Source organism: Gammaproteobacteria bacterium CG11_big_fil_rev_8_21_14_0_20_46_22 (assembly GCA_002796245.1).
Classification (GTDB): Bacteria; Pseudomonadota; Gammaproteobacteria; order UBA12402; family UBA12402; genus 1-14-0-20-46-22.
The window spans coordinates 33,221-58,716 of the sequence record PCWT01000048.1 but is presented as its reverse complement, the minus strand read 5'-3'; the positions used below and the strand labels follow the sequence as shown (position 1 = coordinate 58,716).

Here is a 25,496-nt window from a genome sequence, read left to right as displayed (position 1 = left end):
GGAAAGGACTATGGAAATCACTATTTCACGTTCATCGCTTTTGAATGCGTTAAATCAAGTTTCTGGCGCGGTTGAAAAACGCCAAACTCTACCCATTCTTTCTCATGTGTTGTTATCCATTGCCGATAAAAAACTTCGAATAACAGCCACGGATCTAGAATTGCAGTTGATGGCCACAGCTGATGTTATTGATATTAAAAGCGATACAATGATCACTGTTCCTGCAAAAAAGTTGATGGATATTTGCCGCGCTTTAAATGAAGAAAATCCTATTCAATTTAAAACAGAAGGACAGCGTTTAGCTTTAAAATCCGGCAAGAGTCGTTTTCAATTAGCATTGTTGCCGGCTAACGAGTTTCCAAGTGTGTCGATGGATAATGCGGCTGTTTCCTTTAATTTGCCCGAAGCGGACCTAAAATCGCTTATTGACCATACGGCTTTTGCAATGGCTCAACAAGATGTGCGCTATTATCTCAATGGTATGTTGTTTGAGTTGGCCAAAGATCATATTCACATGGTTGCAACTGACGGTCATCGTTTGGCTTTGTCTGATTTTGCCGAAAAAACGTCCGTTAAAGAGGCGATGTCTGTGATTGTGCCTCGCAAGGGGGTGATGGAACTCTCTAGACTGCTAAACAGCCAGGAAGATCATAGGCTTCAGGTCCATTTGAATATTAACCATATTCATATTGCCCATGAGCGTTTTCAATTCACTTCGAAGCTTATTGACGGCAAATTTCCGGACTACAAACGTGTTCTACCTAAGGGCGCCGATAAATTTGCTTATCTGGACCGCGATCAGTTTAAACAGGCTTTGGTTCGCGCCTCAATTCTGTGTAATGAGAAATTTCATGGAGTTCGTCTCACGTTCAAGGCAAATTTACTGCAAATCGAAGCAAATAATCCAGAACAAGAACAAGCTCATGATGAAATTCCCGCTCGTTACGACGGCCCTGAGTTGCAGTTTGGTGTGAATGTGAATTATGTTTTAGATGTTTTAAATGCCTTGCCAGCAGGTGAGCTTAAAATTTCGATGAGCAATGCCAATAGCAGTCTGTTGTTTGAATCTGAAGACGACAGCTCGACAAGCTTGTATGTTGTCATGCCGATGCGTTTGTAAAAATTCGGTCATGAGCGCGGAATGACACTAAAAAGGTTAACTATTAATCATTTTAGAAACCTGACTCACGTTTCATTAAATTTTTGCCCAAATTTTAATCTATTTTACGGTGATAATGGCTCCGGTAAAACGAGCTTGTTTGAAGCTATTTACTATTTAAGTACCAGTCGTTCTTTTCGAAATCATATTAATCAACGGGTTATCGCTTTTGATCAGCCTGCGTTTACTTTATTTGCTGAATGTGACGATTCAACCACGCTAGGGATTCAAAAATCGCTGACCGAACCCGCTGTTATTAAGCTTTCGGGTGAAAAACCGGACTCTGTTTCCCAGCTCGCTCGGGTTCTGCCTATGGTGCTGTTGAATTATGATTCTTTCGATGTGTTTATGGGCGGGTCGCAAAAACGACGTCATTTATTGGATTGGCTATTGTTCCACGTGGAACCTCAATTCTTTGCGTATTGGAGTCGTTACCAAAAAGCGTTGAAGCAGCGCAATAAGGCGCTGAAAATGCGTCTTTCTGAAGACCAGGTGACGGCTTGGGACGACGAGCTTGTCGCGATGGCCGAGAATATCGACCATTTCCGCCAAAAATACTGGGACGGCTTTGTTTCTGAGATAACGAGGCTTGCTTCAGCGTTTTTGCCTGGATTATCCATTGTTGTCACGTATAAATCAGGTGCAAAAGCCGGATGTGACTTCAAAAACTCTCTGGCGATGAGTTTAGCTGAGGATTATCAACGCGGCTTTACTTATTATGGTGCTCACCGCGCGGATTTGTTATTTAAAACTGAAAACGGTTTGGTAAAAGATGTGTTTTCCAGGGGGCAGCAAAAAGCCTTATTGCTAGCGGTTTCATTGGCACAGTTTGCCATGTACTCAGCTGAGGCTCGGTCTCAAAACAGACCGCTGGTGTTAGTTGATGATATTGCAGCAGAGCTGGACCAAGCGGTATTGCGCCGAATGCTGTCCTGTTTGCGGGCCATAAATGCTCAGGTATTTATTTCAGTGATCGAGCAAGGCGACGTAGAGCTTGAGTTGCTGGGTAAAATGCCCGCCGTGTTCCACGTGGAACGCGGCGAGGTTAAATCCGTTTAACGATCAGCAGCCGATTGTGCGGGGACATAGTGAGCTTGTAGCCACTTCAAAGTGCGTGTCTCGTGTTCTATCAGCGGCTTTCTATTAATATGAGCTGGGGTTTTAGAGGCAATACCGACGATAGTGTGTTTTGGTAGGTTGGCATGAAAAAGAAAAAGCGCTCTTTCAAGATGAAAATCCGAGGTCAATAAGTTAATTTGATCAAAATTTAAGCAGTCAGGCCGCTTTGCTGAAAGCTCAGCATCTTCGATTGTGTTACTAGATAAAACAAGATCTCTACAAATAGCGTCATTTTCGACACCTTTTTTAAGAAGATAGCCTCTTAATAATTCGGCGTGAGGGCTTGTTGTGCGGTTAAAATGATCACCAAAACCACCGGTAAGTAAAACAGAAGAGCTTCGCCTAAGTTGCGGCTTGGATTTGATGATCTCGATGGCTTTATCAAGGCGTGAAATAGCTAGCGGAGATAACTGTCCTTCATCATCATTGGTTGCACCCAAAATAATTAAGCATTCATTTTTCATCAACGCCAGTGAGCCCAATTTAAAAGGTGATAATAACGCGATTGTATAGCTAAAAAAACCACAAATTGCTATACTGGCGAGCTGATTTTTAAAGGGTTTTTCCATGTCACAACAAGAGTATGGCGCTTCCAGTATTAAAGTCTTAAAGGGTTTGGATGCTGTTCGAAAACGCCCAGGGATGTACATTGGTGACACCGATGATGGTACAGGCTTGCACCACATGGTGTTTGAGGTCGTGGATAACTCAATTGACGAAGCACTCGCCGGTCATTGTGACACAATCAAAGTTAGCATTCACAGCGACAATAGCATTACTGTTGAAGATAATGGTCGCGGTATTCCAGTTGAAATGCACCCTGAAGAAGGTCACTCTGCCGCTGAGGTCATTATGACAGTGCTGCATGCTGGCGGTAAATTTGACGATAACTCGTATAAAGTGTCAGGCGGTTTGCACGGCGTGGGCGTGTCTGTGGTTAACGCATTATCCGATGAGCTGCGCTTAACGATTTTTAAACACGGAAAAATTCATCGTCAAACCTATTGCTTGGGTGAACCACAAGCACCATTGGAGACAGGTGAAGCCACTGAAAAAAACGGGACACAAGTTTATTTTAAACCGTCGCCTAAAATTTTTGCTCAAACAGAATTTCATTACGATATTTTAGCCAAGCGTTTGCGCGAACTTTCGTTTTTGAATTCTGGCGTGCGCATTGAGTTAAGTGACGAGCGCAATGGGAAGGGCGATGTATTCGAATACAAAGGCGGTATTCAGTCATTCGTGGATTACCTTAATGCGAATAAAACACCGTTAAATAAAGCCATATTTGCATTTACCGCTGAAAGAAATAATATACAGGTCGAAATTGCGATGCAGTGGAACGACGGATTTCAGGAAAATGTGTTTTGTTTCACGAACAATATTCCACAGCGTGATGGCGGTGCTCACTTAGCCGGTTTTCGTGGCGCGCTTACACGCACATTAAATAGCTACTTAGAAAATGAAGGCCTTGTTAAAAAATACAAATTAAATTTATCGGGTGACGATTCTAGGGAAGGGCTGACTGCGGTGTTGTCAGTCAAGGTACCGGATCCGAAATTTTCATCGCAAACAAAAGATAAATTAGTGTCATCAGAAGTTCGCCCTGTGGTTGAAAGCTTGATGGCAGAAAAACTGCAAGATTATTTATTAGAAAACCCACAAGAAGCCAAAATCATCGCCGGTAAAATCATCGACGCAGCCCGCGCACGTGAAGCTGCTCGTAAAGCTCGCGAAATGACGCGTCGAAAAGGTGCCTTGGATATCGCAGGTCTGCCAGGCAAATTGGCTGACTGCCAAGAACGCGATCCTGCGTTGTCTGAATTATTTATCGTAGAGGGTGATTCAGCGGGTGGTTCGGCTAAACAAGGTCGAAACAGAAAAAACCAAGCGATTTTGCCTTTGCGCGGTAAAATTCTAAACGTTGAAAAAGCCCGTTTTGATAAAATGCTTTCATCACAAGAAATTGGCACCTTAGTCACGGCGCTAGGTTGTGGTATTGGCCGAGATGAATATAACCCAGACAAATTGCGTTATCACCGTGTTATCATTATGACCGATGCTGATGTTGATGGCGCGCACATTCGTACCTTGCTGCTTACCTTTTTCTACCGACAAATGCCAGAGCTTGTACAGCGTGGCCATATTCATATTGCTCAGCCACCTTTGTATAAAGCTAAAAAAGGCAAGCAAGAACGCTATTTAAAAGATGATGTCGCCTTGGATGCCTATTTGTTGCAAATAGCATTGGATGATGCGAGCTTGCATCCGAGTGCGCAAGCGCCCGGTATCAGCGGTCAAGCGCTCGAAAAATTGGCACAAACCTATTTCACTCTGAAGCGTATGATTGATCGTTTATCGCGTCGTTATCCGCGCGCTTTACTGGATGCTTTATCCAAAATGCCAAATTTAAATAGGGTAAATTTGGCAGAAGATGTTAGCTTTATTTCAATACTGCAAAACCACTTGAACGGCGCGAAAACGCCGAGTTACCAATTGCAGGTTGATGCACACGAAAATGGTCAAACCTTGGTGGTCACAGAAGTTGAACATAGCCAAGAGCGCTTATTCAATTTAGACCCTGCTTTTGTGGCAACCACAGACTACCAATTGATCGCTGAAAGTGGTCACGCGTTGATGAGCGTGGTCGAGGAAGGCGCCTACGTTCAAAAAGACGGTCGAAAGTTTGAAGTGGTCAGCTTTATCAGTGCCTTGGAATGGTTACTGGAGGATGCGAAAAAAGGCCAGGGAATTCAGCGCTATAAAGGTTTGGGTGAAATGAACCCTGGTCAGCTTTGGGAAACGACGATGGACCCTGAAAATCGTCGTCTACTTCAGGTTACAGTGGAAGATGCGGTTGCCGCTGACCAATTGTTCACGACGCTTATGGGCGATCACGTGGAGCCGCGTCGTGAGTTTATCGAACAGTTTGCCTTGGACGCTGTTTTGGATACTTAAGCGCCGCTGTTTTCGAGAAAAATCATTGATTTATAAGGCAAAAAGTAAATTTTTACCTTTTTTTGTGCAAAAAATACATCAGTAGTCTAAACTACCCAGTCCTATCTAGTGGTGTTCAAAAAGGAGGTTGTCACCATGAGTGTTATTGATAATCTCAAATCGATGTTAGCCGAAGGTCAAGATAATGCCTTGATACGTTTTGGTCTGGCTAATGCCTATATTCAAGAACGAAACCCCGAAGAAGCTTTGTTGCATTATGAGACGGCGTTGGACCAGGATTCGCGCTATACGGCAGCCTGGAAAATGTATGGCCAAACCCTAGAGCTTTTGATGCAGTACGAAGCAGCCAAGCGCGCGTACCAAAAGGGTTTGGAGGTGGCGCAAGATAAGGGCGATTACCAGGCTATGAAAACGATGCGTGAAGCGATCCGTGCTTTGCGGGAAGCTCACAACGTTTAAAGTCATCGCGCCTTAATCGCTAAAAAATCTTGAAATGACCGTACGCAAAGCCTCAAGATTTTCGCATTGATAGACCTCGGATAAAAATGCCTTTTGCCAAGGTTGCTCACGAGAATAGTACTTACTGAGTTTTCGCATTTGAAGTACGGCGGGTTTTTCTGCGTTTAATAATGTGGCCAAACCTTCTGCATGTTGAACGAGTCGTTGAGCAATAGAAGCGTTGGGTGGGCGATGAAACTCATGTCCTTGAAGCTCGTTAACAATTTGTTGAAATAGCCAGGGTTGTCCCACACTAGCTCTACCAATCATTACGCCGTCACAGCCCGTTTTTTCCAGGCAATGCTTAACCGACGCTGAATCTTTTACGTCCCCATTGGCAATGACCGGGATTTTACAGTTGGCTTTGAATGTAGCAAGGCGATCTAAGTCAACCGCTTTGTCATAGTCATCTTTCCAGCTGCGCGCATGAACGACAATAAAGTCGAGAGCCTCTTCGTGAATGATGCTAAGCAATTCTGGCAAGTAGTCCAAGCTGTTTTCAGCAGGCAAACGAATTTTTATGGATAAAGGCAGCGCAGTGGCTTGGCGCATTGCACGTATGATCATGCGTAAACTATCTGGGGTCTCCAAGAGTTTCGAGCCACAACCTTTTTTACGAATTTTTAGTTTTGGACAGCCACAGTTTAAATCGATTAGGTCAGCGCCATGGGCTTCTACGATTTTACAGGCATGAGCTAGTTCAGTTGGGTTTGTGCCTGAGAGCTGATAGCACAATAAACCTTCTTGGGGTGATTTATACAAAAAGCGACCTTGTAAATGCAACGGCTGGGTACAGAGCGCTTTGGCTGACATCATCTCTGTACAAGCATAGGCGGGTGGTAAAAAAGCTTGTGGTAATTCACGAAAAGGCGCAGAGCTCACCCCGGCTAAAGGTGCTTGAATCAGATTGTGAGGTAAGTGTAAGTTGCCGAGCGTAATCGGTTTAATGACGGAGGGCATCGTGTATTTTCTGTAGACGTATCGAATGGATAAACGCGCTGATGTCATCAGGCTTTTCTTGTTCGATCAGTGTTTTTAGGCTGTCAGTTTTTGCGGCTAAAAATGCCCTGTTTAGCGTCGTTGCTTCGCGGCTTAAATCACAGCTTTTTAAATATCTGATGTAGAGATCTAGGCGTTCAGGCCGTCGAAAAGCGTCGAGTTTTTCAAGGGCTGTTAAGTAAGCTTCTGGTGAATTTAAGTGATGTTTATCAATGCCGTTGAAAGACTTGGCAAGCTCAGAGTATTGTTTGGGAACACGTAAGCGTTTGCACAAGCTCGTCAACTGTAATGGCAGCATATCCGCACACAAAAGAGTGAAGCGAATGAGTGGCTCGTTAGGTTTGTCGATTAAAGGATTAATTAAGGTAAGCTCTGAAAAAATGACGGCCATGGCTCCGCACTGCTTAAGTACGTTAAAAAATAAAGACGGTTTTTCTGCCACAAGTGCTTTAAGGGTTTCTTGCCAAACACGTTCTGCCACTAGGGCGTTAACTTCGCCATTGCTGACCATGGTTTTCATCAAGGCTAGAGTTTCTTCAGCAATAGAAAATTCTGGAAAGCGCGCGTTAAAACGCGCAATGCGCAGAATACGAACAGGGTCTTCGATAAAAGCGTCAGAAACATGGCGTAGCATTTTTTGTTTAAGGTCGTCAAGGCCATGGTGGGGGTCGATGATTTGACCATCGTTATCTTTGGCCATCGCATTAATGGTTAAATCACGGCGTTTTAAATCTTCTTCAAGAGAAACCTCCAGGCCTGTGTGAAACACAAACCCGTGATAGCCTTTTCCGGTTTTTTTCTCAGAGCGTGCTAGAGCGTATTCTTCTTGCGTGCTGGGATGTAAGAAAACAGGGAAGTCTTTGCCTACAGGTTTGTAGCCTTGTGAAAGCATATCTTCAGGGGTGGCGCCTACCACAACCCAATCGTGCTCTTTAGGAATGAGGCCTAAGCATTCATCGCGGACCGCGCCGCCAACCAGGTAAATTTTCAATACTTTTGACCTTCACTTTTGTATACTGCAAATTTTACCAGAAAAAATACCATGACTAAACGACGATTAACAGGCCAACAACAAGCCAGGATTCGGGCTAACCAGGATGCTGAGCTGTTATCTTATGATGCTAAAGCCATCGTTTTGAAGCGCTACCGTGATGAAGCCCTTGTTTGGCTTGAACAAGGCGAAGAAGTCACAGCGTCTATTCGCCGAACACTTGATCACCTTGTGCCCGGCGATGAAGTGGCTTTAAGCAAAGATAAAGGGTGGGTTGTTACGGCTAGGTTTCCAAGAAAAACCGTGTTATCCCGGGATAGCCGCTTGGGTAAAACTAAATGGATAGCGGCGAACATCACCCAAATGATCATTGTTCTGGCGGTGGTACCTGAAACCAGCGCTAGCTTAATCGATAACTATTTACTGGCAGCCGCTAATTTAGGCGTTAAGCCGATTTTGCTGGTGAATAAAGTTGATCTGGCAGAATCTCTGGAAGCGGGGCTTGAACCGTATAAGCTTTATCAAGATTTGGGCTTTGAGTTATATGTTTGTAGCGTAAACCAACCAGAAACACTGGTAGCATTAAAGCAGGCCTTACTGGATGAAACCTCTATTTTTGTCGGCCAGTCTGGTGTGGGTAAATCAAGCTTATTACAGACCTTATTACCCCATAAGGCGCTAGAGGTCGGTGAAATTTCTGAAAAGCAGCAGTTAGGCCGCCATACAACCAGTCTGAGTGAGTATTTTCTTTTACCCGAAGGCGGTGGCGTGATTGACTCGCCCGGTGTGCGGGAATTTGTGCTTAATGAGTTTAGCGCATCAGATTTATTCACGGCTTTTCCAGAGCTCATGCGGACCGGTTCTTGTCAATTTAGAAACTGCCAACATGAAGCAGAACCAGGTTGCGCCTTGACAGGCCTGGTGAAAGGTGGCCTGATGAGCGCCGAACGTTTTGAACACTTCATGACATTATTTAAACGAGCAAGCCGATGAGAAAACCTTTATTTGTTCTTACTCAATACTTATTTCCGCATCATCTTTTTTCACGCTTTCTCGCAAGCTTGATGTTGTGTCGCTTCAAGCCACTCAAAAATGGCTTGATCCGTTGGTTCATAAAGCGCTTTGGTGTGAATATGAATGAAGCTTTGCGTGAAAAACCAGAAGACTATACCGACTTTAACGATTTTTTTACACGCGCGCTTAAGCCTGGTTTAAGACCGTTTGAAAAAAATGCCAACGCTTTGATTTCTCCTGCTGATGGCTTTATTAGCGAATCGGGAGATGTTTGGCAGGGACAATTGTTTCAAGCCAAAGGGGTGAATTATTCTTTGAAAAGCTTGCTAGCCAACGATAATGAGTTAGAAAAGCAGCTTTCTCAGGGGAGTTATTTTACGATTTATTTGTCACCCAGGGACTATCATTGTGTGCATATGCCCATCGATGGTCGATTGAAGAAAACCATGTATGTGCCTGGCCGCTTATTTTCGGTGAACTTAATGACAGCGAATCATGTACCAGGACTGTTTGCGCGTAATGAGCGTTTGGTTTGTGAGTTTGATACAGAACAAGGTAACATGACGCTGATTTTTGTCGGTGCCATGATTGTTTCTGGTATTGTGACCCAGTGGTCAGGCAAGGTGACGCCGCGCTCGCCTAAGCAAATTGAAGCCAAGGTGTATGATGATGGCCCGCGCTTTTCCTGTGGTGATAAAATAGGGCACTTTAATGTGGGCTCAACGGTGATTGTGTTAACAGAAAAGCGGTTTGAAATGTTGCACCACCAGGGCAATATAAAATTGGGTCAATCGATAGCACAATTCAGCTAACTAGGGACACGCTCTAGGGTCCACCCCTTCTTGGGCTCAGCAAAAAATAGTTTCGATGCGTAATTTTACCTTAAGCTTTGCCTATTACACTGCGCGGCCGAGGATAAACCGTATGTTGATCATGAGTCGTACACAGTATCAATCTTCCGGGCGCCTAGGTGGCGTCATCGGGTTTTTGCTGAGCTTGAGCTTAGTGTATGGCGTCTTGCTATTTCCGATCGACGACGGGGTGTCGATTACTAACTGGATAGATTGGTTTAATTCGACAGACGGAAAACTTCAAGGCCTGATTGTGGCTTTGATTCCCGCCTATATTGCGTTGATTTTATTCGGTGGCTCAGCTTTGGGCTGGTATTTTGGATCGAAAATACAGAGCTATTTTCAGAAAAAATCGAAAAAACGGCCAAAAAAGCTCTGATTTTTGTAGGATATCGGCCATTTTTCCTGTAAGCATGGTTTTATTTAATGTTTTCTTAAGGTTTTGTCCTTGTTTTATGCACTTTCTGTAATAGAATGAACGGGTACAAAGGATTGTATGTAAGCAGGAAAGTTAGTAGACATGGATTGTCTCGCACGGATGCTTGAAGGGTGGCAAAAAAGGAGTGGACGATGTTCACTCCTTTTTTCATTTAGACCGTTTAAACGCCAAAAGTGTCATTATCAACAAGACAACAAACCCCAGCAGCGACCATTCAGATAAGCTTAGAAAAATGATTCTTTCGTGAACAACGCCACAATCTGGCGTGCCTTGAAAAGCCATTTTAACCAGAGAAGGTAATGGCACATGCTTTACCAAATAAGCTGTATCTGGCAAGCAGCTGATCACTTGAGACGGGGGCTGGTGTTGTAGCCAAATCTGGCGAATGGCGAACACGCTACCGAGCAACGCTGTGAAGACATTAATGATTAGAAAAATTCGCCGTAGCAAAAAAGGGGTAAAAAGAGCAAAAATGGCCAGGACGGCAAATAAAATCAACAGCCAGCGTTGAAAAAAGCATAAAAGGCAAGGCCTTAAGTCTTCAACGAACTCCAGGTAATATGAAGCCGCGACAAAAAAAAGGGCCACAAGAAGCGTAAAGAAAAGAAAAGTGGCTTTTTTTTGCATAAAAATTACTCTGTCAATGGTGTTTCGCTAGGCTTGGAAAAGATTATTGAGAAAAAAAGCAGAAAAATCAACGGCGGTATTGCATCCAGCCTTCAAGTATTAGGGCGGCAGCAACCGCATCGATTTGGGTTTGCTCAAGGGCTTTGCAACCGCCCCGTCTAAAAATCTGCTCTCTTGCTTCAATGGTTGTTAACCGCTCATCAAATAAATGAACAGGTAGGCCTGTTTCATTTTGAAGAAAAGTAGAAAATTTCCGCGCCTTTTGGGTGATGGCTTGTTCGGTATCATCCATATTTAGAGGAAGACCGACAATTAAAGCTTGGGGCCGCCACTCACTGACGAGATTAGCGATTGCACGAGCATCGCATAGCCCGCTATCGGCTTTGAGTGTGCAGAGAGGTTTTGCTGAACAGGTGATAGTTTGGCCAAAAGCAACGCCAATGCGTTTTAAACCAAAGTCGAAACCTAAAAGGCGGGTAATATTTTCCATACTCAATTTAGCATTTATTTGATATGCTCAAATCTAGCAAAAGCGGTATAAAAATGATAGCAAATGAGTAAAAGTAAACCATCAGTTGACCTTAGCCAGCGTTTTCTTTTTGAAAAAAAACATATTCGTGGCGAATTAATACGAATACAGCAAACCTTAAAAGATTTGTTGAAACATCATGATTATAACCCTGTCGAGAAACGACTTTTAGCTCAAGTCATTTGTGTGGCGTGCATGATGTCTTCTATGCTTAAAGTGAAGGGCAAATTCAGCATTCAATTACAAAGCGCTTCCAATTTAAAACTCCTGCTGGTTCAGGTTTCAAATCAAGAGCAACTAAGGGCCTTGCTACAGTCAGATTCACCTTTGGAAACAGATGACTTATTGGCAATTGCACGAGGCGGGCACATGTTGGTTTCGCTTTACACAGAAACCATGCGCGACCCTTACCAAACGATTATTCCTATTCATCACCATGATTTGGTGGGCTGTATTGAGCACTACTTTTTACAATCTGAGCAATTAAAAACGCGTCTGTGGTTAAAAGATGACGGTGAAACGTTTGCGGGTTTTTTGCTTCAAGCCCTGCCCGAAATGGATGAGGCATCGTTTTGGGATGAGGCTGTCATGTTCTGTGAGACGGTTGAAGATAAAGAGCTATTGGGCTTACCTTTTGACCAGCTGGTGTTTCGTCTGTTTCATGAGCAAGATGATGTCAGGTTATTTGACGCAACGCCGTTACAGTTTCATTGCGGTTGCTCACGGGAAAAAATGCGCAATGCGGTTATGGTAATGCCAACTGACGAAGTTCAGCAAATACTGGAAGAGGATGGGCAAATGTCACTTCGCTGTGATTTTTGTCATCAGTATTATACCTTCATGGCAGATGACCTGGCCGAGGATGTCGCTGGTGATGGTCTAGGGAGCCAAAAACTCCACTGATGGCGTTTTCAAGTGGGGTAAAGTGTGTAAAATGAAGGCTTACTATTTATGGGGGCTTTCTGGACCATCGGGTTATTTTTAATGATTAGATGAATCACTAAGCGCATACAAACCCATTTGTATGCGAAATTATACAAAAGCTCAATTAGGGACAATAAGGGGTTAAAACAGTCTATGCCAAGTATTCGAACATTATTTCCACACCGTAAAGAACAGCTCTCCGTTGATCAGCTTGTACAAGAGGCTCTGAACAATAAAGAGGGGGTTGTTGCCAGTAATTTCACCCTGGTGACCGAAACGGGATCAAGAACAGGGCGCTCGCCTAAAGATCGTTTTATTGTTAAAGACACGGTGACAGCTGATGTTGTTAATTGGGGCGCTGTGAACCAAGCGATTGATGCTGATACATTCGAAACGCTGTGGCAAAAGGCGGTGGCTTTTTTGAGCGATAAAGCGGTGTATGTTTCAGATTTGTCTGTGGGCCAAGATGAAGAGCATCATTTACCTGTTACTGTGATAACAGAGCTTGCCTGGCACACGCTGTTTGTTAACAATCTTTTTATCCGTGAAAAAAGCGAAGCTAAAGAAAGCTGGACGCTAATCAATGCAGCAAACTTGAAAACACAGCCTGCAGTTGATGGTGTCAATTCTGATGCTGCGGTGATGATTGAGTTTTCAACGCGCCGTATTTTAGTTTGTGGCACACATTATGCGGGCGAAATGAAAAAAGCGATGTTTTCAGTGCTTAACTTTTTACTGACCGAGCATGATGTTTTGCCGATGCACTGTGCGGCAAACATGGGCCCTGACGGTGATGTGGCTTTGTTTTTTGGTTTATCGGGGACGGGTAAAACGACGCTGTCTTCTGACCCCAATCGCTATTTAATTGGCGATGATGAGCATGGTTGGAGTGAAAAGGGTGTGTTTAATTTTGAGGGCGGTTGTTATGCGAAATGCATTAATCTTTCCGCTGAAAAAGAGCCTGTGATTTGGGCGGCCCTTAAACATGGTGCTGTCATGGAAAATGTCGTGCTTAATGAGCAAAATGATCCAGTCTTTGATGATGCTAGCCTCACGCAAAATACGCGAGCCGCCTATCCTCGAACACACATTGAAAAGCGTGTGGGTGAAAATAAGGGGCGAATTCCTAAAGCGGTTGTCTTTTTGTGCTGTGATTTATACGGTGTTTTGCCCGCGGTCTCGCGTTTAACTCACGAACAAGCAGCCTATTATTTTTTAAGCGGCTACACGGCATTGGTTGGAAGTACTGAGGTTGGGCAGTCTGAGCCAATCAAGCCGACGTTTAGCACCTGTTTTGGTGAGCCGTTTTTCCCGCGGCCGGCACAGGTCTATGCTGATCTGTTGATCAAGCGTGTTCAGCACGCAGCTTGCCCTGTGTACTTGGTTAATACCGGCTGGGTCGGCGGCGCCTATGGCCAAGGCGGTGAACGTTTTGATATTCCGGTAACGCGCGCAGTGGTCGATGCCATTTTATCTGGTGACATTGAAAAGGCAGAGTTCGACCATTTGCCTGGATTTAACTTGGCCATTCCAAAAAGCTTGCCAGCGCTTGATTCAAACTTGTTAGATCCGCGAAAAAATTATGGAAACATCAGCGCGTATGAAGAAAACGCGGCTGGCTTGATTGAAAAGTTTCAAGAAAACTTTAAGAAATTTAATGTGTCTGATGCGGTTTTATCTGCCCAACCAGACCTTGTTAACGTCACTGTGTAGTTTTTTGTATTATGACGAAAAAAATAGGCTTCATTGGCGCGGGTAACATGGCAAATAGCATTGTCGGCGGTCTTATTGATGACGGTTATCCTCCAAGCGCGATCTGGGTGAGTAATCGCGGCGAGCAAAAGCGCGATAATTTTGCTTTGCGTTTTTCTATCAATGCAGCCACCTCAAATGAAGCCTTGGTTTCTGAGGTTGATGTTCTGGTTTTATGTGTAAAGCCTCAAGGCATGCGAGCTTTGTGCGAAGAGATTCGCCCGATGGTTGAAAAGCGAAAGCCCCTGGTTATTTCGTTGGCGGTCGGTTTGACCACAGAGACCTTGAACGAATGGCTGGGTGGTAAGGTGGGGGTTGTTCGCGCCATGCCGAATACCCCATCATTATTGCGTGCAGGTGCGACCGGTTTGTTTGCCTCTTCACAGGTTTCTCCGCGTGAAAAAACACTCGCAGAAAGCTTGATGCGCGCCGTTGGTATGACAATATGGGTCGATGATGAGTCGAAAATCGATGTGATTGCCGCCTTATCGGGTAGCGGCCCGGCTTATGTATTTTTCCTAATGCAAGCGATGCAAGAGGCGGCCGAGAAGCTTGGGCTTGATAAAAAGGCCGCGCAGGCCTTAACTGTTCAGACGGTATTTGGCGCCGCCAAATTGGCTTTGGAATCAGGCGACCCGCCCGAGATACTACGCCAGCGAGTCACTTCGCCTAAGGGTACAACTGAGCGCGCTATTCAATCATTTTCTGAAGATGGCTTGCTCGGCATGGTTGAAAAAGCCATGCGAGCGGCTTGTGATAGGGCTTGTGAACTGAGCGCTGAGCTTTCAAAACGATAACCACATGCAGGAGTAAAGCATATGTTCGAAATCCTTAATATTTTTATGGTTGTGTTTAATCTTTATATTGCTGTTGTGTTATTGCGAATAGCACTTCAATGGGTGCGGGCTGATTACCATAATCCGCTTTCTCAGTTTGTTATTAAATTAACACAATTTCCTATCAAATTATTTCATAAAGTGCTGCCTTATAAAAAAGGCTTGGATTGGGCCGCATTGATGTATGTGTTTGTGTTGGTTTTGATTAAGTCGTTTATTTTGGCACAAGGAAGTCCGATACATCTTCTTTTGATCGCGCTCTTTGGTTTTGTCTCGCAGATTATGGATTTTTATTTTTATATATTGTTGATTACTGCGATTGCAAGCTGGGTTTCTCAAGGCGGCGTTCACCCCGTTATTGAAGCGTTAAATGCTATTGTTCGCCCGATTCTTCGTCCGATTCGACGAATACTCCCTTCGATTGCTGGCTTGGATTTTTCTCCCGTGGTCGCGATTATTTTAATTAAGCTCATTGAGGTCGCACTTTTTACGGTGCTATTTTAATCGGGGTATGCGATGGTGTGCAACGCTTGGGTTTTAGCAAGTTTCAATAATGGGAAGTTGAAAGAGTTTTCAGAGCTTCTCTCTACTTTACCCGTAAAGCTTCGTTTGTTATCGGATTATACACAAGAGGCTGTTGAAGAGACGGGTTTGAGCTTTGTGGAAAATGCGATATTAAAAGCCCGGTACGCTGCCAAGTGCAGCGGCTTGCCCGCTTTGGCGGATGATTCAGGCTTGTGTGTCGATGTTTTGGGGGGCGGTCCCGGCATTTATTCGGCACGCTATGCAGGTCCTGGCTCAAGTGATAAAGAAAATCGGGAAAAGCTATTGTCGGCTTTAGAGGGCGAGCCGCAACGAAGCGCCTGTTTTGTTTGCGTGTTGGCTTTTGTGCGCGACGAGAATGATCCTATGCCACTGCTCGCTCAGGGTGTTTGGCGAGGCGAAATTGCAGCACAAGCGCTGGGTCATCATGGCTTTGGTTATGACCCGGTTTTTTATCTGCCAGCCCTTAAAAAAACGTCGGCTGAGCTTTCACCTCAGGAAAAAGCCGGGTTTAGCCACCGAGGTGAGGCGGTGAGGGCTTTTCTCACGCAATATGGCGATGAGATAAAGTTTACCCCAGCAATTTGCATCTAAAATTAAGGCTACAATTTATTTCAAGCTTGGATTAGGATCTGCTTGCTGAAAATAATCATAAAACAAATCAGCTATAAGCAAAATTATAGCCCTTCAAGCGTAATAATAATGCGATCTAAACTTTCAAGCCCCTGATTATTCAGGGGCTCTTTTATCAAGGATCGCCAACAACTAAATTTTGCCCAAAAAATTAACTTACAATATTTACAAGTTAATTTACACCTATCAAAACAGGGGAGCTGGTGTAAACTTAACGCTGTCGCAGGATAATAAAAATAATAAATGCGACATACCGGATACTCGCCACCCTTCGAGCTATCCGAACCCTTCTGCTGATGGCCCCCCCTTGCTGTCAGCAGAGCCTAAACTCTAAAGCGCTGAATAAAAATAAGAAGCAGCGCTTTTTTTTTAACTCAAAAAAGTCTACTCTAAGGAACACATAAGGAGTGATTCCGTGTTTAAGCGTTTTCTGTTATTGATGGCTGCGGCTAGTGTTCTGTCTGCTTGTAGTTCAAATCCCTGTGAACAGGGTCGCACTAATGATTGTGTTATTCATCGGGCGAAGCTGCAAATGAAGCTAGCTAAGCAGCAGGTGAACATGGTCAAAACTGCCAAGGGCACCTTGATTGTCATACCGAGCGATGAGCTTTTTGAGACAGGCAGCGATGAGGTGACATCGATTGGTCGTTATACACAGTACTTTTTGTGGAAATATATACAGTCTTACCCTAAGGCCAACATCAGTGTGCATGCGTACACCGATACCGTTTTACCGCCCAAAAATGCCAAGGCACTCACTCAGGCGCAGGCGCGAGAAGTCGCAGGTTATTTGTGGGCATACGGTGTGCCCAATCAAACGCAAACCTTGAGCTATAAAGGGATGGGTACGAAACGCCCCGTCTCCAGTAACCGCTATTTCACCGGCATGGCGAATAATCGTCGAGTGGAAGTTTTCATTAAGCCTAATTGTTGCCAGCAGCGAGGCAAGTTTTAAAAGCTCGCCTCTTTTGACATGGGAAGTGTCGCGCTGCCGTTAAGGGCTCGGCGATACACTTTTGGTGTGCCGTAATATTCAATCACGCTGGTTGGTTCATTAAAGCTAAACAGCGTTTTCCTCACAGATACGCGAGCGAAACTATGCCCAAACGCTTTGACAAAAGCACGTTGCGTGTAAAAGCGTTTGGCGGCTAGTTTACTGTTGTTTAAAAGCGTAGCTTGCATAACATTAGCATGACCCGAGATAACAGCTTGAGTTTGACCGTGCATGTCAAGGTTGAACTCTTTAGCGCTTAAGGTGTTGATGTTCGCCGTACTTTGATCGTATAAAGAAAGCTGTTTCAGCCAGATTGCGTAAGCGTTAAGGTGGCTTTGATTATATAGGCTCAGTCTATCTAAATACACTGTGCCACGAATGCGCGTCTGTGCGACATCGTTGAGCGCCATGGATTTAATGCGAAGACCTTGGCCAACGCTCAAATGATTCACATCATTGACAGATAAAAGGGTTAAGCCAGAGGCTTGAATAGTGATGTGCGTAGAGGCAGAGTTGCCCTCGATAGTTAGACGGTGGTGGTCAGAGGACAAGCGCATATCTGGTGCTTGTTCAGGCCTGGTGATAAAGCTAATTTGGGGGTGGCTTTTCGTTTTTTGAACGGTAACTTGAGTGACGTCAGTGACAACAATCTCATTCACTTGGTTTAAAGGCACTGTTTTTTTGACCGGCATATTGCTTGCTTTGTGTGCCTGAGCACAAGCACCTAAGAGCCCCGAAAATCCGATCAATGCGGTTAGCTTTATTGCTTTGTGCATGGTTCCCACCTTTAAATCGACAGTGACTCATTTTTGGTGAGGCAGGGTCAAAAGTCAAGCGATGGGTTTTTGTAAAAGAAACAAGTGGCCAACCACTGTCTGCTCATGTTGTTTTCGTGTTTGAGCCAGTTTGTTGGCGACAAGCTCGAAACCAAACTGGTTAGTAAGCTGCTCAATGTAGGTCTTTGAATGATGAAAGCGGCCGCTTTTACTCAAATAAAAAGACTCACCTTGGCACTCTTCAAGTGAAAAAAGAAAATATCCTCCGGGTTTTAGGGTTTTAATGCTGGCGCGAAAAGCGGGGGTGAGGTCGCCTTGGTACACAAAGACATCAGCAGCCACAATTAAATCAAAGTGCTCGGGGTATTTATGCAAAAAGTCGACGTAGTGTGAATGAGAGAGTTCATCGTAACAGCCTTTTTTTTCGGCTTGCTGGAGCATTTTTTCAGACAGGTCGACACCATGCAGATAACGCGCACAGCCGTTTAGGGTTTCACCCATTAAACCGGTGCCACAGCCTAAGTCGGCGATGAGCCAGTCAGAGGGTCTGGATTCTATGTGGCTGTAAAGTAGCTCGGATAATACTTTGGGTGCCGAGTAATCCAGTGAGTGCACAAGGTGTTCTTCAAAGTGCTCTGCGTAATGGTCAAACAGTTGGCTGATGTATTCAGCCGAAGCCTCGCTTGCGGTGTTGTCACCACCTAAGGCGGCCAGTGTGTGTTGTAGCGCCTTATTATCAGGGCGAAGGCTCAGGGCTTTATCCAAATAGAATTTAGCCGTTTCAACTTGTTGTGTTTCAATGTAAAGCACGCCTAAATTATTTAAGGCCTCAAAGTAATCAGGTTTATGGTGTATGGCGGCTAGATAATGCTGGATAGCTTTGGATGGCTGCCCCTTTTTTGAGGCAATTACACCTAAGTTATAATGAAGGTGTGTATTTTCAGGCATGCGTTCAAGAGCAATTTCACAAAAACGTTCAGCTTCCAAAAATCGATCGTAGGATAATAAGAGCGCAATGATGTCGCTTAGCACGCTCTCGTCATGGCGTGTGATATCAGAAATCATCGCAAGCCGTTGGGTGGCAAGCGCCCACGCTTTCTTTTCTAGCAGCAGTTTTGCAAATAAAAAGTGAGCGGGTAAGTGCTCAGGATTAACCTCTAATATGGCGGTCAGTGCGCCTGCGCAAGCATCCAATTTTTGTTGTTTGCGGTAACATAGGGATAAATTATACAAAGCATCGGTGTAGTCGCTTTGTTTTTTAAGGGCCTGCTCAAACTGATTTTCTGCTTGTGTAAATTGACCCTGTCGAAAAAAGCAAAGCCCTAAGTGGTTATAGCTTGCGGCATAATTGGGGTCGGCTTTGATCGCTTGTTCTAGACTTTTTTGGGCCGCTTCATCAAGACCTAGTCGCGTTTCTATAAGGCTTTTTTGGTTGAGTATTTGTGCGTTATGAGGATGTGATTTGAGGGCTTTGTTTAGATGGTTCAGCGCACCCTCAAGATCGTTTTTACTTAGCAAGCCCTGCAAAGTATCATCCATTAAAAATCACCAAGCTGTGATTGAAGGACGCTGATAGCCGCAAGGCCTGCTGTTTCTGTGCGAAGAATACGAGGACCCAAGCACCAAAATTGAACACCGAACGTTTCCGCCATGTGTATTTCGGTTTCGCTAAAGCCGCCCTCTGGCCCGATGAAAATCGCAATATCATTCTGGGTTTCTTTTTCTAGTTCAAAGCGGTTGTTTTGGCGGGGATGGAGCATCACCGCCGTTTTAATGTTTTTAAAGGGCAGCTCAGAAAAACTCACGGGCCCATTCAGTGTGGGTAGCTGGCTGCGCTCGCTTTGTTCGCAGGCGCTGATGATTACCTCTTGCCAGTGCGCGATTCGTTTTTCTTGTCGGTCTTTTGGCAACTTAACTTGGCAAAATTCACTCACAATGGGTGTGATGCTTTTAACGCCAAGCTCTGTGGCCTTTTGGATAATCCAGTCCATTTTTTCATTGCGAACCAATGCTTGGAACAAGTGAATGTTTAGAGGGGATTCATTGCTGCGATCAATGCATTCCAGAATCTCACAGAGTGTTTCGTTTTTTTTGATGTCACTAATTTTGGCAAGTACTTCAAAGCCTTTACCGTTAAATAAGCAAACTTCAGTGTTGGCTGTGAGTCTTAATACTCGGCTTAAGTAGTGGTGTGATTTATCTTGTAATACAAGACGTTGATTTTCTGGTGTCAGATCGTGTGCGTATAATCTGGTTTGTCTCATAGCGCTGCTTTTAGTGCATCGACTTTATCGCAGTACTCCCAGGTGAACGAGGCTTCTGTGCGGCCAAAGTGGCCATAACTTGCCGTGGTCTGAAAGCGTGGCTTTAACAAGTCGAGTGTTTCAATAATGCCCCTGGGTGTGAGCTTGAAGGTGTCTCTGATGGCGCGAATCAATTTGTCGTAATCCACCTTCGACGTGCCAAAGGTTTCCACATGAATCGATACCGGCTCTGCTATGCCAATCGCGTAAGCCAGCTGGATTTCGCAGCGCTCTGCGAGCTTTGCAGCGACAATCTGTTTAGCAATGTATCGCGCCATGTAAGCCGCTGAGCGGTCAACTTTCGAGGCGTCTTTGCCTGAAAAGGCACCGCCACCGTGGCGCGCCATACCGCCATACGTGTCGACAATGATTTTGCGTCCCGTTAAGCCACAATCACCTAAAGGACCACCGATGACAAATCGACCCGTCGGGTTGATGAAATATTTCGTTTTTTCATTGAGCCACTCATTGGGCAACACCGGCTTAATGATGAGCTCTTGTACAGCCTCGATTAAATCTTTCTGTGAAATGGTTTCGTCATGCTGAGTCGATAGCACCACGGTATCAATCGATACCGGCTTGTGGTTTTCGTATTTAAATGTCAGCTGAGCTTTTGCATCGGGGCGAAGCCAGGGCAGCAAGCCTTCTTTTCGGCATTGTGCTTGACGAGCCATCAAGCGGTGAGCATAGGTGATCGGAGCTGGCATGAACACATCGGTTTCGTTGCTGGCATAACCAAACATTAGGCCTTGGTCGCCCGCGCCCAGTGTATCATCATCACGATCCACGCCCATGGCAATATCGTGAGATTGTTTGCCAATGGCGTTCAATACAGCACAGGAGTCGGCATCAAAACCGACATCAGAACTGGTGTAGCCAATATCTCGGATGACTTTTCGTGCGAGAGCTTCCAAGTCTACCCAGGCGTTTGTTGTGATCTCGCCGCCGATTAAGGCCATGCCGGTTTTTACGACCGTTTCGCAAGCCACACGTGCGGCAGGGTCTTGCGACAGGATAGCGTCTAATACGGCGTCAGAAATTTGATCCGCGATTTTGTCTGGATGTCCTTCTGAAACCGATTCTGATGTGAATAAAAACTTGTTTGGCATGACGCGATTCTCAGTGCAATGGGGGCACAATTCTAGCTAAACGGCTCTGTTAGCGCAATACTGGATTCAGTGGGTTCAGTGGGTTCACTCACAAAGGTTGGGGTCCAAACAAAGCCTTGTTCATAAAGCCTAGAGTTTGTTATAGTCGCTGCATCAAAAACACTGTGGATTTTACCCATGATTTCTCGTCGTGAGCTTGCCAATGCGATTCGTTGTTTGGCTAATGATGCGGTTAGGCGGGCCAACTCCGGTCACCCAGGTATGCCGATGGGCATGGCTGATATTGCTGAGGTATTGTGGCGAGACTATTTAAAGCATAACCCTGCCAACCCCGATTGGCCGAATCGTGATCGCTTTATTCTTTCCAACGGCCACGGTTCTATGTTGCACTACGCCTTGTTGCACTTAACAGGCTATGATCTTTCCATTGACGATCTAAAGGCTTTTCGCCAATTGCACTCTAAAACGCCGGGTCACCCTGAATATGCGGATACCCCCGGTGTTGAAACGACAACAGGCCCCCTGGGCCAGGGGCTTGCCAACGCAGTGGGTATGGCCTTGGCGGAAAAAATCATGGCCGCTCGCATGAACCGTGACGGTTTAGCGTTGGTCGATTTTCACACCTATGTGTTTGCGGGTGATGGTTGTTTAATGGAGGGCATCTCACACGAAGCCTGTTCTTTGGCCGGCACCTGGGGCCTGGGTAAGCTGATTGTTTTTTGGGATGATAACGGTATTTCCATTGATGGTAAGGTGGCCCCATGGTTTAGTGATAACACGGCTGAGCGTTTTCGAAGTTATGGGTGGCACGTGGTTGAAGCCGTTGACGGCCATGATGCAGAGTCTGTTCGTGCAGCTATCGAAGCGGCCCGAGCTGAAACCCAAAAACCCAGTCTTTTATGCTGTAAAACCACGATCGGCTATGGCGCACCTAATGCAGCAGGTACCGCAAAAGCACACGGCTCTCCGTTAAGCGAAGAAGAAACAATGTTAACGCGCCAGGCATTAGGTTGGCAGTACGAGCCGTTTGTGATTCCAGAAACGATTTATGAGGCTTGGAATGCTAAAGCAGCAGGCCAGGCTTGTGAATCGCAATGGCAAGGCCTTCGTGAAAAATATGCACAGCAATACCCAGAACAACATCAGGAGCTCACCCGTCGTTTGAGTGGTGAGTTGTCCCAAACCGTTGATGATGCCTTGGCAAAATTATTTGATGATATTGCTTCAAGTGATATCACAGTGGCTACGCGTAAAGCGTCGGGCGATGTGCTTGATGTGTTGGGCCCGATAATGCCAGAGCTACTAGGCGGCTCAGCAGATTTAAGCGGGTCCAACAATACGAACTGGAAAGGCTGCCAACCCTTTAGCTTAGAAAACCTTCACGGTAATTATATACACTATGGTGTGCGTGAGTTTGCTATGGCTGCGATCATGAATGGCTTGGCGCTGACGAAATGGTTTGTGCCGTATGGCGGTACTTTTTTGGTATTTCAAAGCTACTGTGCGAACGCCACGCGCATGTCAGCGTTGATGAAACAACGTGTGATCTACGTCTTCACGCACGACTCCATTGGTTTGGGTGAAGATGGCCCAACCCACCAGCCGGTGATGGAATTAGGCACCTTGCGCGCGACACCTGGGATGCAAGTTTGGCGTCCCTGCGACATGCTGGAAACGGTGGTGGCCTGGCAATCTGCTTTGGCGTATCAGCAAGGGCCTAGCGCTTTAATTTTATCTCGCCAAGCCCTGCCTCAGTTGCCACGAGATCGCGCGGTTGCACAGAGCATTAAACGCGGTGGCTATGTGGTTTGGGGCGCGGGTAAAACCCCCGATGTTTTGTTGATGGCCACAGGCTCGGAAGCGGCTCTGATTATTGAGGCTGCAAAAACGCTCGAAGCCCAAGGTCTTTCAGCGCGCGTGGTCTCGATGCCTTGTGTTGAAGTTTTTCTAGCGCAAGACCCTGCTTATCAAGAAGCGGTACTGCCTGCGTCTATCACTAAGCGTGTTGCGGTTGAGGCGGCAAGCCCAGAGACTTGGTACCGTTTCGTGGGTTTGAATGGCTGCGTGATAGGTATGGAAAGCTTTGGTTTTTCTGCGCCAGCCGAGCAATTATTTGAAACATTTGGTTTTACTGTCGAGAATATTGTCGAAAAAATTAATACTTTATAAGGAAAGAGAAAATAATGTCTATTCGTATTGCGATTAATGGTTATGGTCGAATTGGAACCATGGCTTTGCGGGCTATTTTTGAAAGTGGCCGTATGGGCGATATCGATTCGGTGATTATCAATGATGTCAGTGGCCTAGAATCCATTGCTTTAAGCACAAAATACGATTCAGTACACGGCATTTTTCCTGGCAAAGTTGAAACGATCGACGGCGAATTGTATGTCAACGGTCATGAGGTGGTTATCACGGCAGAGCGTGATCCTTTAAAATTACCCTGGAAAGACCTCGGTATCGACGTGGTTTATGAATGCACAGGCGCCTTTTGCGATCGAGAAGGTGCGATGAAGCATATTCAAGCCGGCGCTAAAAAAGTGTTAATTTCTGCGCCAGGCCAGGATGTGGATGCTACGATTGTGTATGGCGTTAATCATCACACGCTAAAGCCTGGCGATATTATTGTTTCGAATGCATCTTGCACCACGAATTGTTTGGCACCGGTGGCTAAAGTCATGCAAGACACTGTCGGTATTGAGAAGGGCTTGATGAATACGGTGCATGCGTACACAGCAGACCAGCGTTTGGTTGATGCCAAACATAAAGATATGCGTCGCGCCAGAAGTGCCACGCAGTCAATTATCCCAACAAAAACTGGGGCAGCTAAAGCCGTTGGCTTAGTGTTGCCAGAGCTTGCTGGTAAGCTCGATGGCTTTGCGATGCGCGTGCCAACCGCGAATGTTTCTGTTGTTGATTTAACCTTTGAAGCTTCTCGAGAAACCTGTGTTGAAGAGATTAATGAGGCGCTAAAGGCCGCTTCGCAAGGGGCGATGGCAGGCGTGTTGCAATTTAATGAAGAACCTTTGGTTTCGATCGATTTTAAGCACAACCCGGCTTCGTCTATTGTGGACGGCGACTTAACCCGCGTTAAGGGCAACCTTGTGAAAGTGTGTGCCTGGTATGACAATGAGTGGGGATTTGCTAACCGTATGTTGGATACCAGTTTGGCCATGATGGGCATGCGATAAAACCTTTTCCGACGTGTTGCATCGCCCAAAGAAACCCGGCAGAATGCCTTAACATTGCGACACATAAGGGAGAAGTTCGTGCTGACGTTAGCCGATGTCGATATCAAACATAAACGCGTTTTATTGCGCGAAGACTTAAACGTACCCATGAAAGATGGGCAAATTGTTAGTGATGCACGCATTAAGGCAGCATTACCCGCGATCAAAACAGCTATCAAGGCTAATGCTCGTGTCATGGTTATGTCTCACTTGGGTCGTCCTGCAGAAGGCGCCACGCCTGATGAGTTTTCTTTGGCACCCGTTGCTGTTCGTCTAGGCGAGCTTCTAGGGCAAGAGGTCCGCTTAATTCAAGATTATCTCGATAAACCTTTTGATCTTGGCGAAGGCGAAGTTGTGTTGTTTGAAAATGTCCGTTTTAATTATGGTGAACGCGCCAACGATGCCGAGCTTTCACAAAAGCTCGCAAATTTGTGTGATGTGTTTGTGATGGACGCCTTTGCCACGGCGCACCGTGTTGAGGCCTCAACAGTGGGTGTGGCAAAATTTGCTTCCGTGGCTTGCGCAGGGCCTTTGCTCACGAAAGAAATTGAAGCCCTAAAAAAAGTGCTGCATGAACCTAAGCGCCCGCTAATTGCTGTTGTGGGTGGTTCAAAGGTTTCAACAAAATTGAAGCTTCTTGAGTCCTTGGCTGACAAGGTCGATACTTTGATTGTCGGTGGCGGTATCGCGAATACGTTTTTAGCCGCGGAAGGCTATGATATCGGCGATTCTCTGTATGAAGAAGAGCTTCTCGACGCTGCAGAAACGGTGAAAGAAAAGATGATGGCAAGAAATGCCAAGCTGCCCTTGCCGACTGATGTGGTGGTTGCTGAGAAAATGCGAAACGATGCAGAAGCCTTTGAAGAAAGCATCGGTCAAATTGGTGAAGGTGAAAAGATTTTTGATGTCGGTTCTGATACCGCTAAAACGTATGCGGGTTTGATGAAAGAAGCCGGCACTATTTTATGGAATGGCCCTGTGGGCGCGTTTGAAATCGATCAGTTTTCATTCGGCACGGAGTGTTTAGCGAAAGCCATTGCTGGGTCAAAAGCTTACAGCGTGGCCGGCGGCGGCGATACCTTGGTGGCCATTGAGAAATATGATATTGCCGATAAGATTGATTATATTTCAACGGGCGGTGGGGCATTTCTTGCATTTATTGAAGCGGGAACACTCCCTGCCATAGAAGCACTGAACGCAAAAGCTTAAGTT

25 protein-coding genes are annotated in these 25,496 nt (G+C 45.5%); 16 read left to right on the top strand and 9 right to left on the bottom strand.

The features are described 5' to 3' along the window. Positions 1–10 precede the first annotated feature (10 nt). Positions 11–1,120: a DNA polymerase III subunit beta gene (locus COV52_05635; GenBank protein ID PIR10986.1), complete on the top strand. Its 1,110-nt coding sequence runs from the start codon at positions 11–13 to the stop codon at positions 1,118–1,120. Between the two features lie 21 nt (positions 1,121–1,141). Beyond that, on the top strand, positions 1,142–2,218 hold the full coding sequence (locus COV52_05630) for a DNA replication/repair protein RecF (GenBank protein PIR10985.1): 1,077 nt from the start codon (positions 1,142–1,144) through the stop codon (positions 2,216–2,218). Here COV52_05630 and COV52_05625 read toward each other — a convergent pair. Then, positions 2,215–2,928, bottom strand: a complete 714-nt coding sequence (locus COV52_05625) for a hypothetical protein (protein ID PIR11145.1) — start codon at positions 2,926–2,928, stop codon at positions 2,215–2,217. The two genes, COV52_05630 and COV52_05625, sit on opposite strands and share 4 nt — an antisense overlap. Between COV52_05625 and gyrB the strand changes: the two genes are divergently transcribed. Both gyrB and COV52_05615 read left to right on the top strand, forming a co-directional pair. Further along, on the top strand, positions 2,846–5,236 hold the full coding sequence (gene gyrB, locus COV52_05620; protein ID PIR10984.1) for a DNA topoisomerase (ATP-hydrolyzing) subunit B: 2,391 nt from the start codon (positions 2,846–2,848) through the stop codon (positions 5,234–5,236). The genes COV52_05625 and gyrB overlap by 83 nt on opposite strands. Before the next feature lie 135 nt (positions 5,237–5,371). Then, positions 5,372–5,695: a hypothetical protein gene (locus COV52_05615; protein PIR10983.1), complete on the top strand. Its 324-nt coding sequence runs from the start codon at positions 5,372–5,374 to the stop codon at positions 5,693–5,695. Positions 5,696–5,707: 12 nt separating this feature from the next. Here COV52_05615 and COV52_05610 read toward each other — a convergent pair whose 3' ends face one another. Both COV52_05610 and COV52_05605 read right to left on the bottom strand, forming a co-directional pair. Beyond that, on the bottom strand, positions 5,708–6,742 hold the full coding sequence (locus tag COV52_05610; GenBank protein ID PIR10982.1) for a nitrogen regulation protein: 1,035 nt from the start codon (positions 6,740–6,742) through the stop codon (positions 5,708–5,710). Beyond that, positions 6,678–7,724, bottom strand: coding sequence for a multifunctional CCA tRNA nucleotidyl transferase/2'3'-cyclic phosphodiesterase/2'nucleotidase/phosphatase (locus tag COV52_05605; GenBank protein ID PIR10981.1), 1,047 nt, complete (start codon positions 7,722–7,724; stop codon positions 6,678–6,680). Before COV52_05605 ends, COV52_05610 begins: the two co-directional genes overlap by 65 nt. 51 nt (positions 7,725–7,775) lie before the next feature. Between COV52_05605 and rsgA the strand changes: the two genes are divergently transcribed. The 3 genes from rsgA (at position 7,776) to COV52_05590 (ending at position 9,968) form a co-directional block, all read left to right on the top strand. Then, complete coding sequence (gene rsgA, locus COV52_05600; protein PIR10980.1) at positions 7,776–8,717, top strand: ribosome small subunit-dependent GTPase A; 942 nt, start codon at positions 7,776–7,778, stop codon at positions 8,715–8,717. Then, positions 8,714–9,550 carry a phosphatidylserine decarboxylase gene (gene psd, locus COV52_05595; protein PIR10979.1) on the top strand — a complete coding sequence of 279 codons (837 nt, stop codon included), beginning with the start codon at positions 8,714–8,716 and terminating at the stop codon, positions 9,548–9,550. Before rsgA ends, psd begins: the two co-directional genes overlap by 4 nt. A 112-nt stretch (positions 9,551–9,662) precedes the next feature. Further along, the gene (locus tag COV52_05590; GenBank protein PIR10978.1) at positions 9,663–9,968 is read left to right on the top strand and encodes a hypothetical protein; all 306 of its coding nucleotides are present in this window, start codon (positions 9,663–9,665) and stop codon (positions 9,966–9,968) included. 207 nt (positions 9,969–10,175) lie between these two features. On the opposite strand, the gene COV52_05585 is transcribed toward COV52_05590, so the two are convergent. Both COV52_05585 and COV52_05580 read right to left on the bottom strand, forming a co-directional pair. Further along, positions 10,176–10,655, bottom strand: a complete 480-nt coding sequence (locus COV52_05585; protein ID PIR10977.1) for a hypothetical protein — start codon at positions 10,653–10,655, stop codon at positions 10,176–10,178. A gap of 67 nt (positions 10,656–10,722) precedes the next feature. Continuing rightward, positions 10,723–11,145 (bottom strand): Holliday junction resolvase RuvX, encoded by a 423-nt coding sequence (locus tag COV52_05580; protein PIR10976.1) that lies wholly within the window; start codon positions 11,143–11,145, stop codon positions 10,723–10,725. A 63-nt stretch (positions 11,146–11,208) separates the two neighbouring features. Here COV52_05580 and COV52_05575 point away from each other — a divergent pair, with 63 nt between their 5' ends. From COV52_05575 to COV52_05550, 6 genes are all read left to right on the top strand, one after another. Further along, positions 11,209–12,087 (top strand): hypothetical protein, encoded by an 879-nt coding sequence (locus COV52_05575; protein PIR10975.1) that lies wholly within the window; start codon positions 11,209–11,211, stop codon positions 12,085–12,087. Positions 12,088–12,261: 174 nt separating this feature from the next. Continuing rightward, a complete protein-coding gene (gene pckA, locus COV52_05570; GenBank protein PIR10974.1) occupies positions 12,262–13,821 on the top strand; it encodes a phosphoenolpyruvate carboxykinase (ATP) in 1,560 nt (519 codons plus the stop codon). Positions 13,822–13,829: 8 nt separating this feature from the next. Further along, positions 13,830–14,657, top strand: a complete 828-nt coding sequence (locus tag COV52_05565) for a pyrroline-5-carboxylate reductase (protein PIR10973.1) — start codon at positions 13,830–13,832, stop codon at positions 14,655–14,657. Between the two features lie 21 nt (positions 14,658–14,678). Beyond that, entirely contained in the window at positions 14,679–15,200 is a 522-nt protein-coding gene (locus COV52_05560) for a hypothetical protein (protein ID PIR10972.1), read from the top strand. Between the two features lie 12 nt (positions 15,201–15,212). Further along, positions 15,213–15,833 (top strand): non-canonical purine NTP pyrophosphatase, RdgB/HAM1 family, encoded by a 621-nt coding sequence (gene rdgB, locus COV52_05555; protein PIR10971.1) that lies wholly within the window; start codon positions 15,213–15,215, stop codon positions 15,831–15,833. A 454-nt stretch (positions 15,834–16,287) separates the two neighbouring features. Beyond that, positions 16,288–16,827: a hypothetical protein gene (locus tag COV52_05550; protein ID PIR10970.1), complete on the top strand. Its 540-nt coding sequence runs from the start codon at positions 16,288–16,290 to the stop codon at positions 16,825–16,827. Here COV52_05550 and COV52_05545 read toward each other — a convergent pair. From COV52_05545 to COV52_05530, 4 genes are read right to left on the bottom strand one after another with little or no spacing between them, the layout of a single operon-like run. Further along, the gene (locus COV52_05545; GenBank protein PIR10969.1) at positions 16,824–17,642 is read right to left on the bottom strand and encodes a hypothetical protein; all 819 of its coding nucleotides are present in this window, start codon (positions 17,640–17,642) and stop codon (positions 16,824–16,826) included. The genes COV52_05550 and COV52_05545 overlap by 4 nt on opposite strands. Before the next feature lie 54 nt (positions 17,643–17,696). Then, positions 17,697–19,181, bottom strand: a complete 1,485-nt coding sequence (locus COV52_05540) for a hypothetical protein (protein PIR10968.1) — start codon at positions 19,179–19,181, stop codon at positions 17,697–17,699. Further along, entirely contained in the window at positions 19,181–19,906 is a 726-nt protein-coding gene (locus COV52_05535; GenBank protein ID PIR10967.1) for a 16S rRNA (uracil(1498)-N(3))-methyltransferase, read from the bottom strand. The genes COV52_05540 and COV52_05535 overlap by 1 nt, the downstream gene beginning before the upstream one ends. Further along, positions 19,903–21,054 (bottom strand): methionine adenosyltransferase, encoded by a 1,152-nt coding sequence (locus COV52_05530; protein PIR10966.1) that lies wholly within the window; start codon positions 21,052–21,054, stop codon positions 19,903–19,905. The genes COV52_05535 and COV52_05530 overlap by 4 nt, the downstream gene beginning before the upstream one ends. Positions 21,055–21,231: 177 nt before the next feature. On the opposite strand from COV52_05530, the gene tkt reads away from it, so the two are divergent. The 3 genes from tkt (at position 21,232) to pgk (ending at position 25,493) form a co-directional block, all read left to right on the top strand. After that, the gene (gene tkt / locus COV52_05525) at positions 21,232–23,223 is read left to right on the top strand and encodes a transketolase (GenBank protein ID PIR10965.1); all 1,992 of its coding nucleotides are present in this window, start codon (positions 21,232–21,234) and stop codon (positions 23,221–23,223) included. Between the two features lie 14 nt (positions 23,224–23,237). Continuing rightward, positions 23,238–24,245: a type I glyceraldehyde-3-phosphate dehydrogenase gene (gap, locus tag COV52_05520; GenBank protein PIR10964.1), complete on the top strand. Its 1,008-nt coding sequence runs from the start codon at positions 23,238–23,240 to the stop codon at positions 24,243–24,245. A 78-nt stretch (positions 24,246–24,323) separates the two neighbouring features. Beyond that, positions 24,324–25,493 (top strand): phosphoglycerate kinase, encoded by a 1,170-nt coding sequence (gene pgk, locus COV52_05515; protein ID PIR10963.1) that lies wholly within the window; start codon positions 24,324–24,326, stop codon positions 25,491–25,493. Positions 25,494–25,496 lie beyond the last annotated feature (3 nt).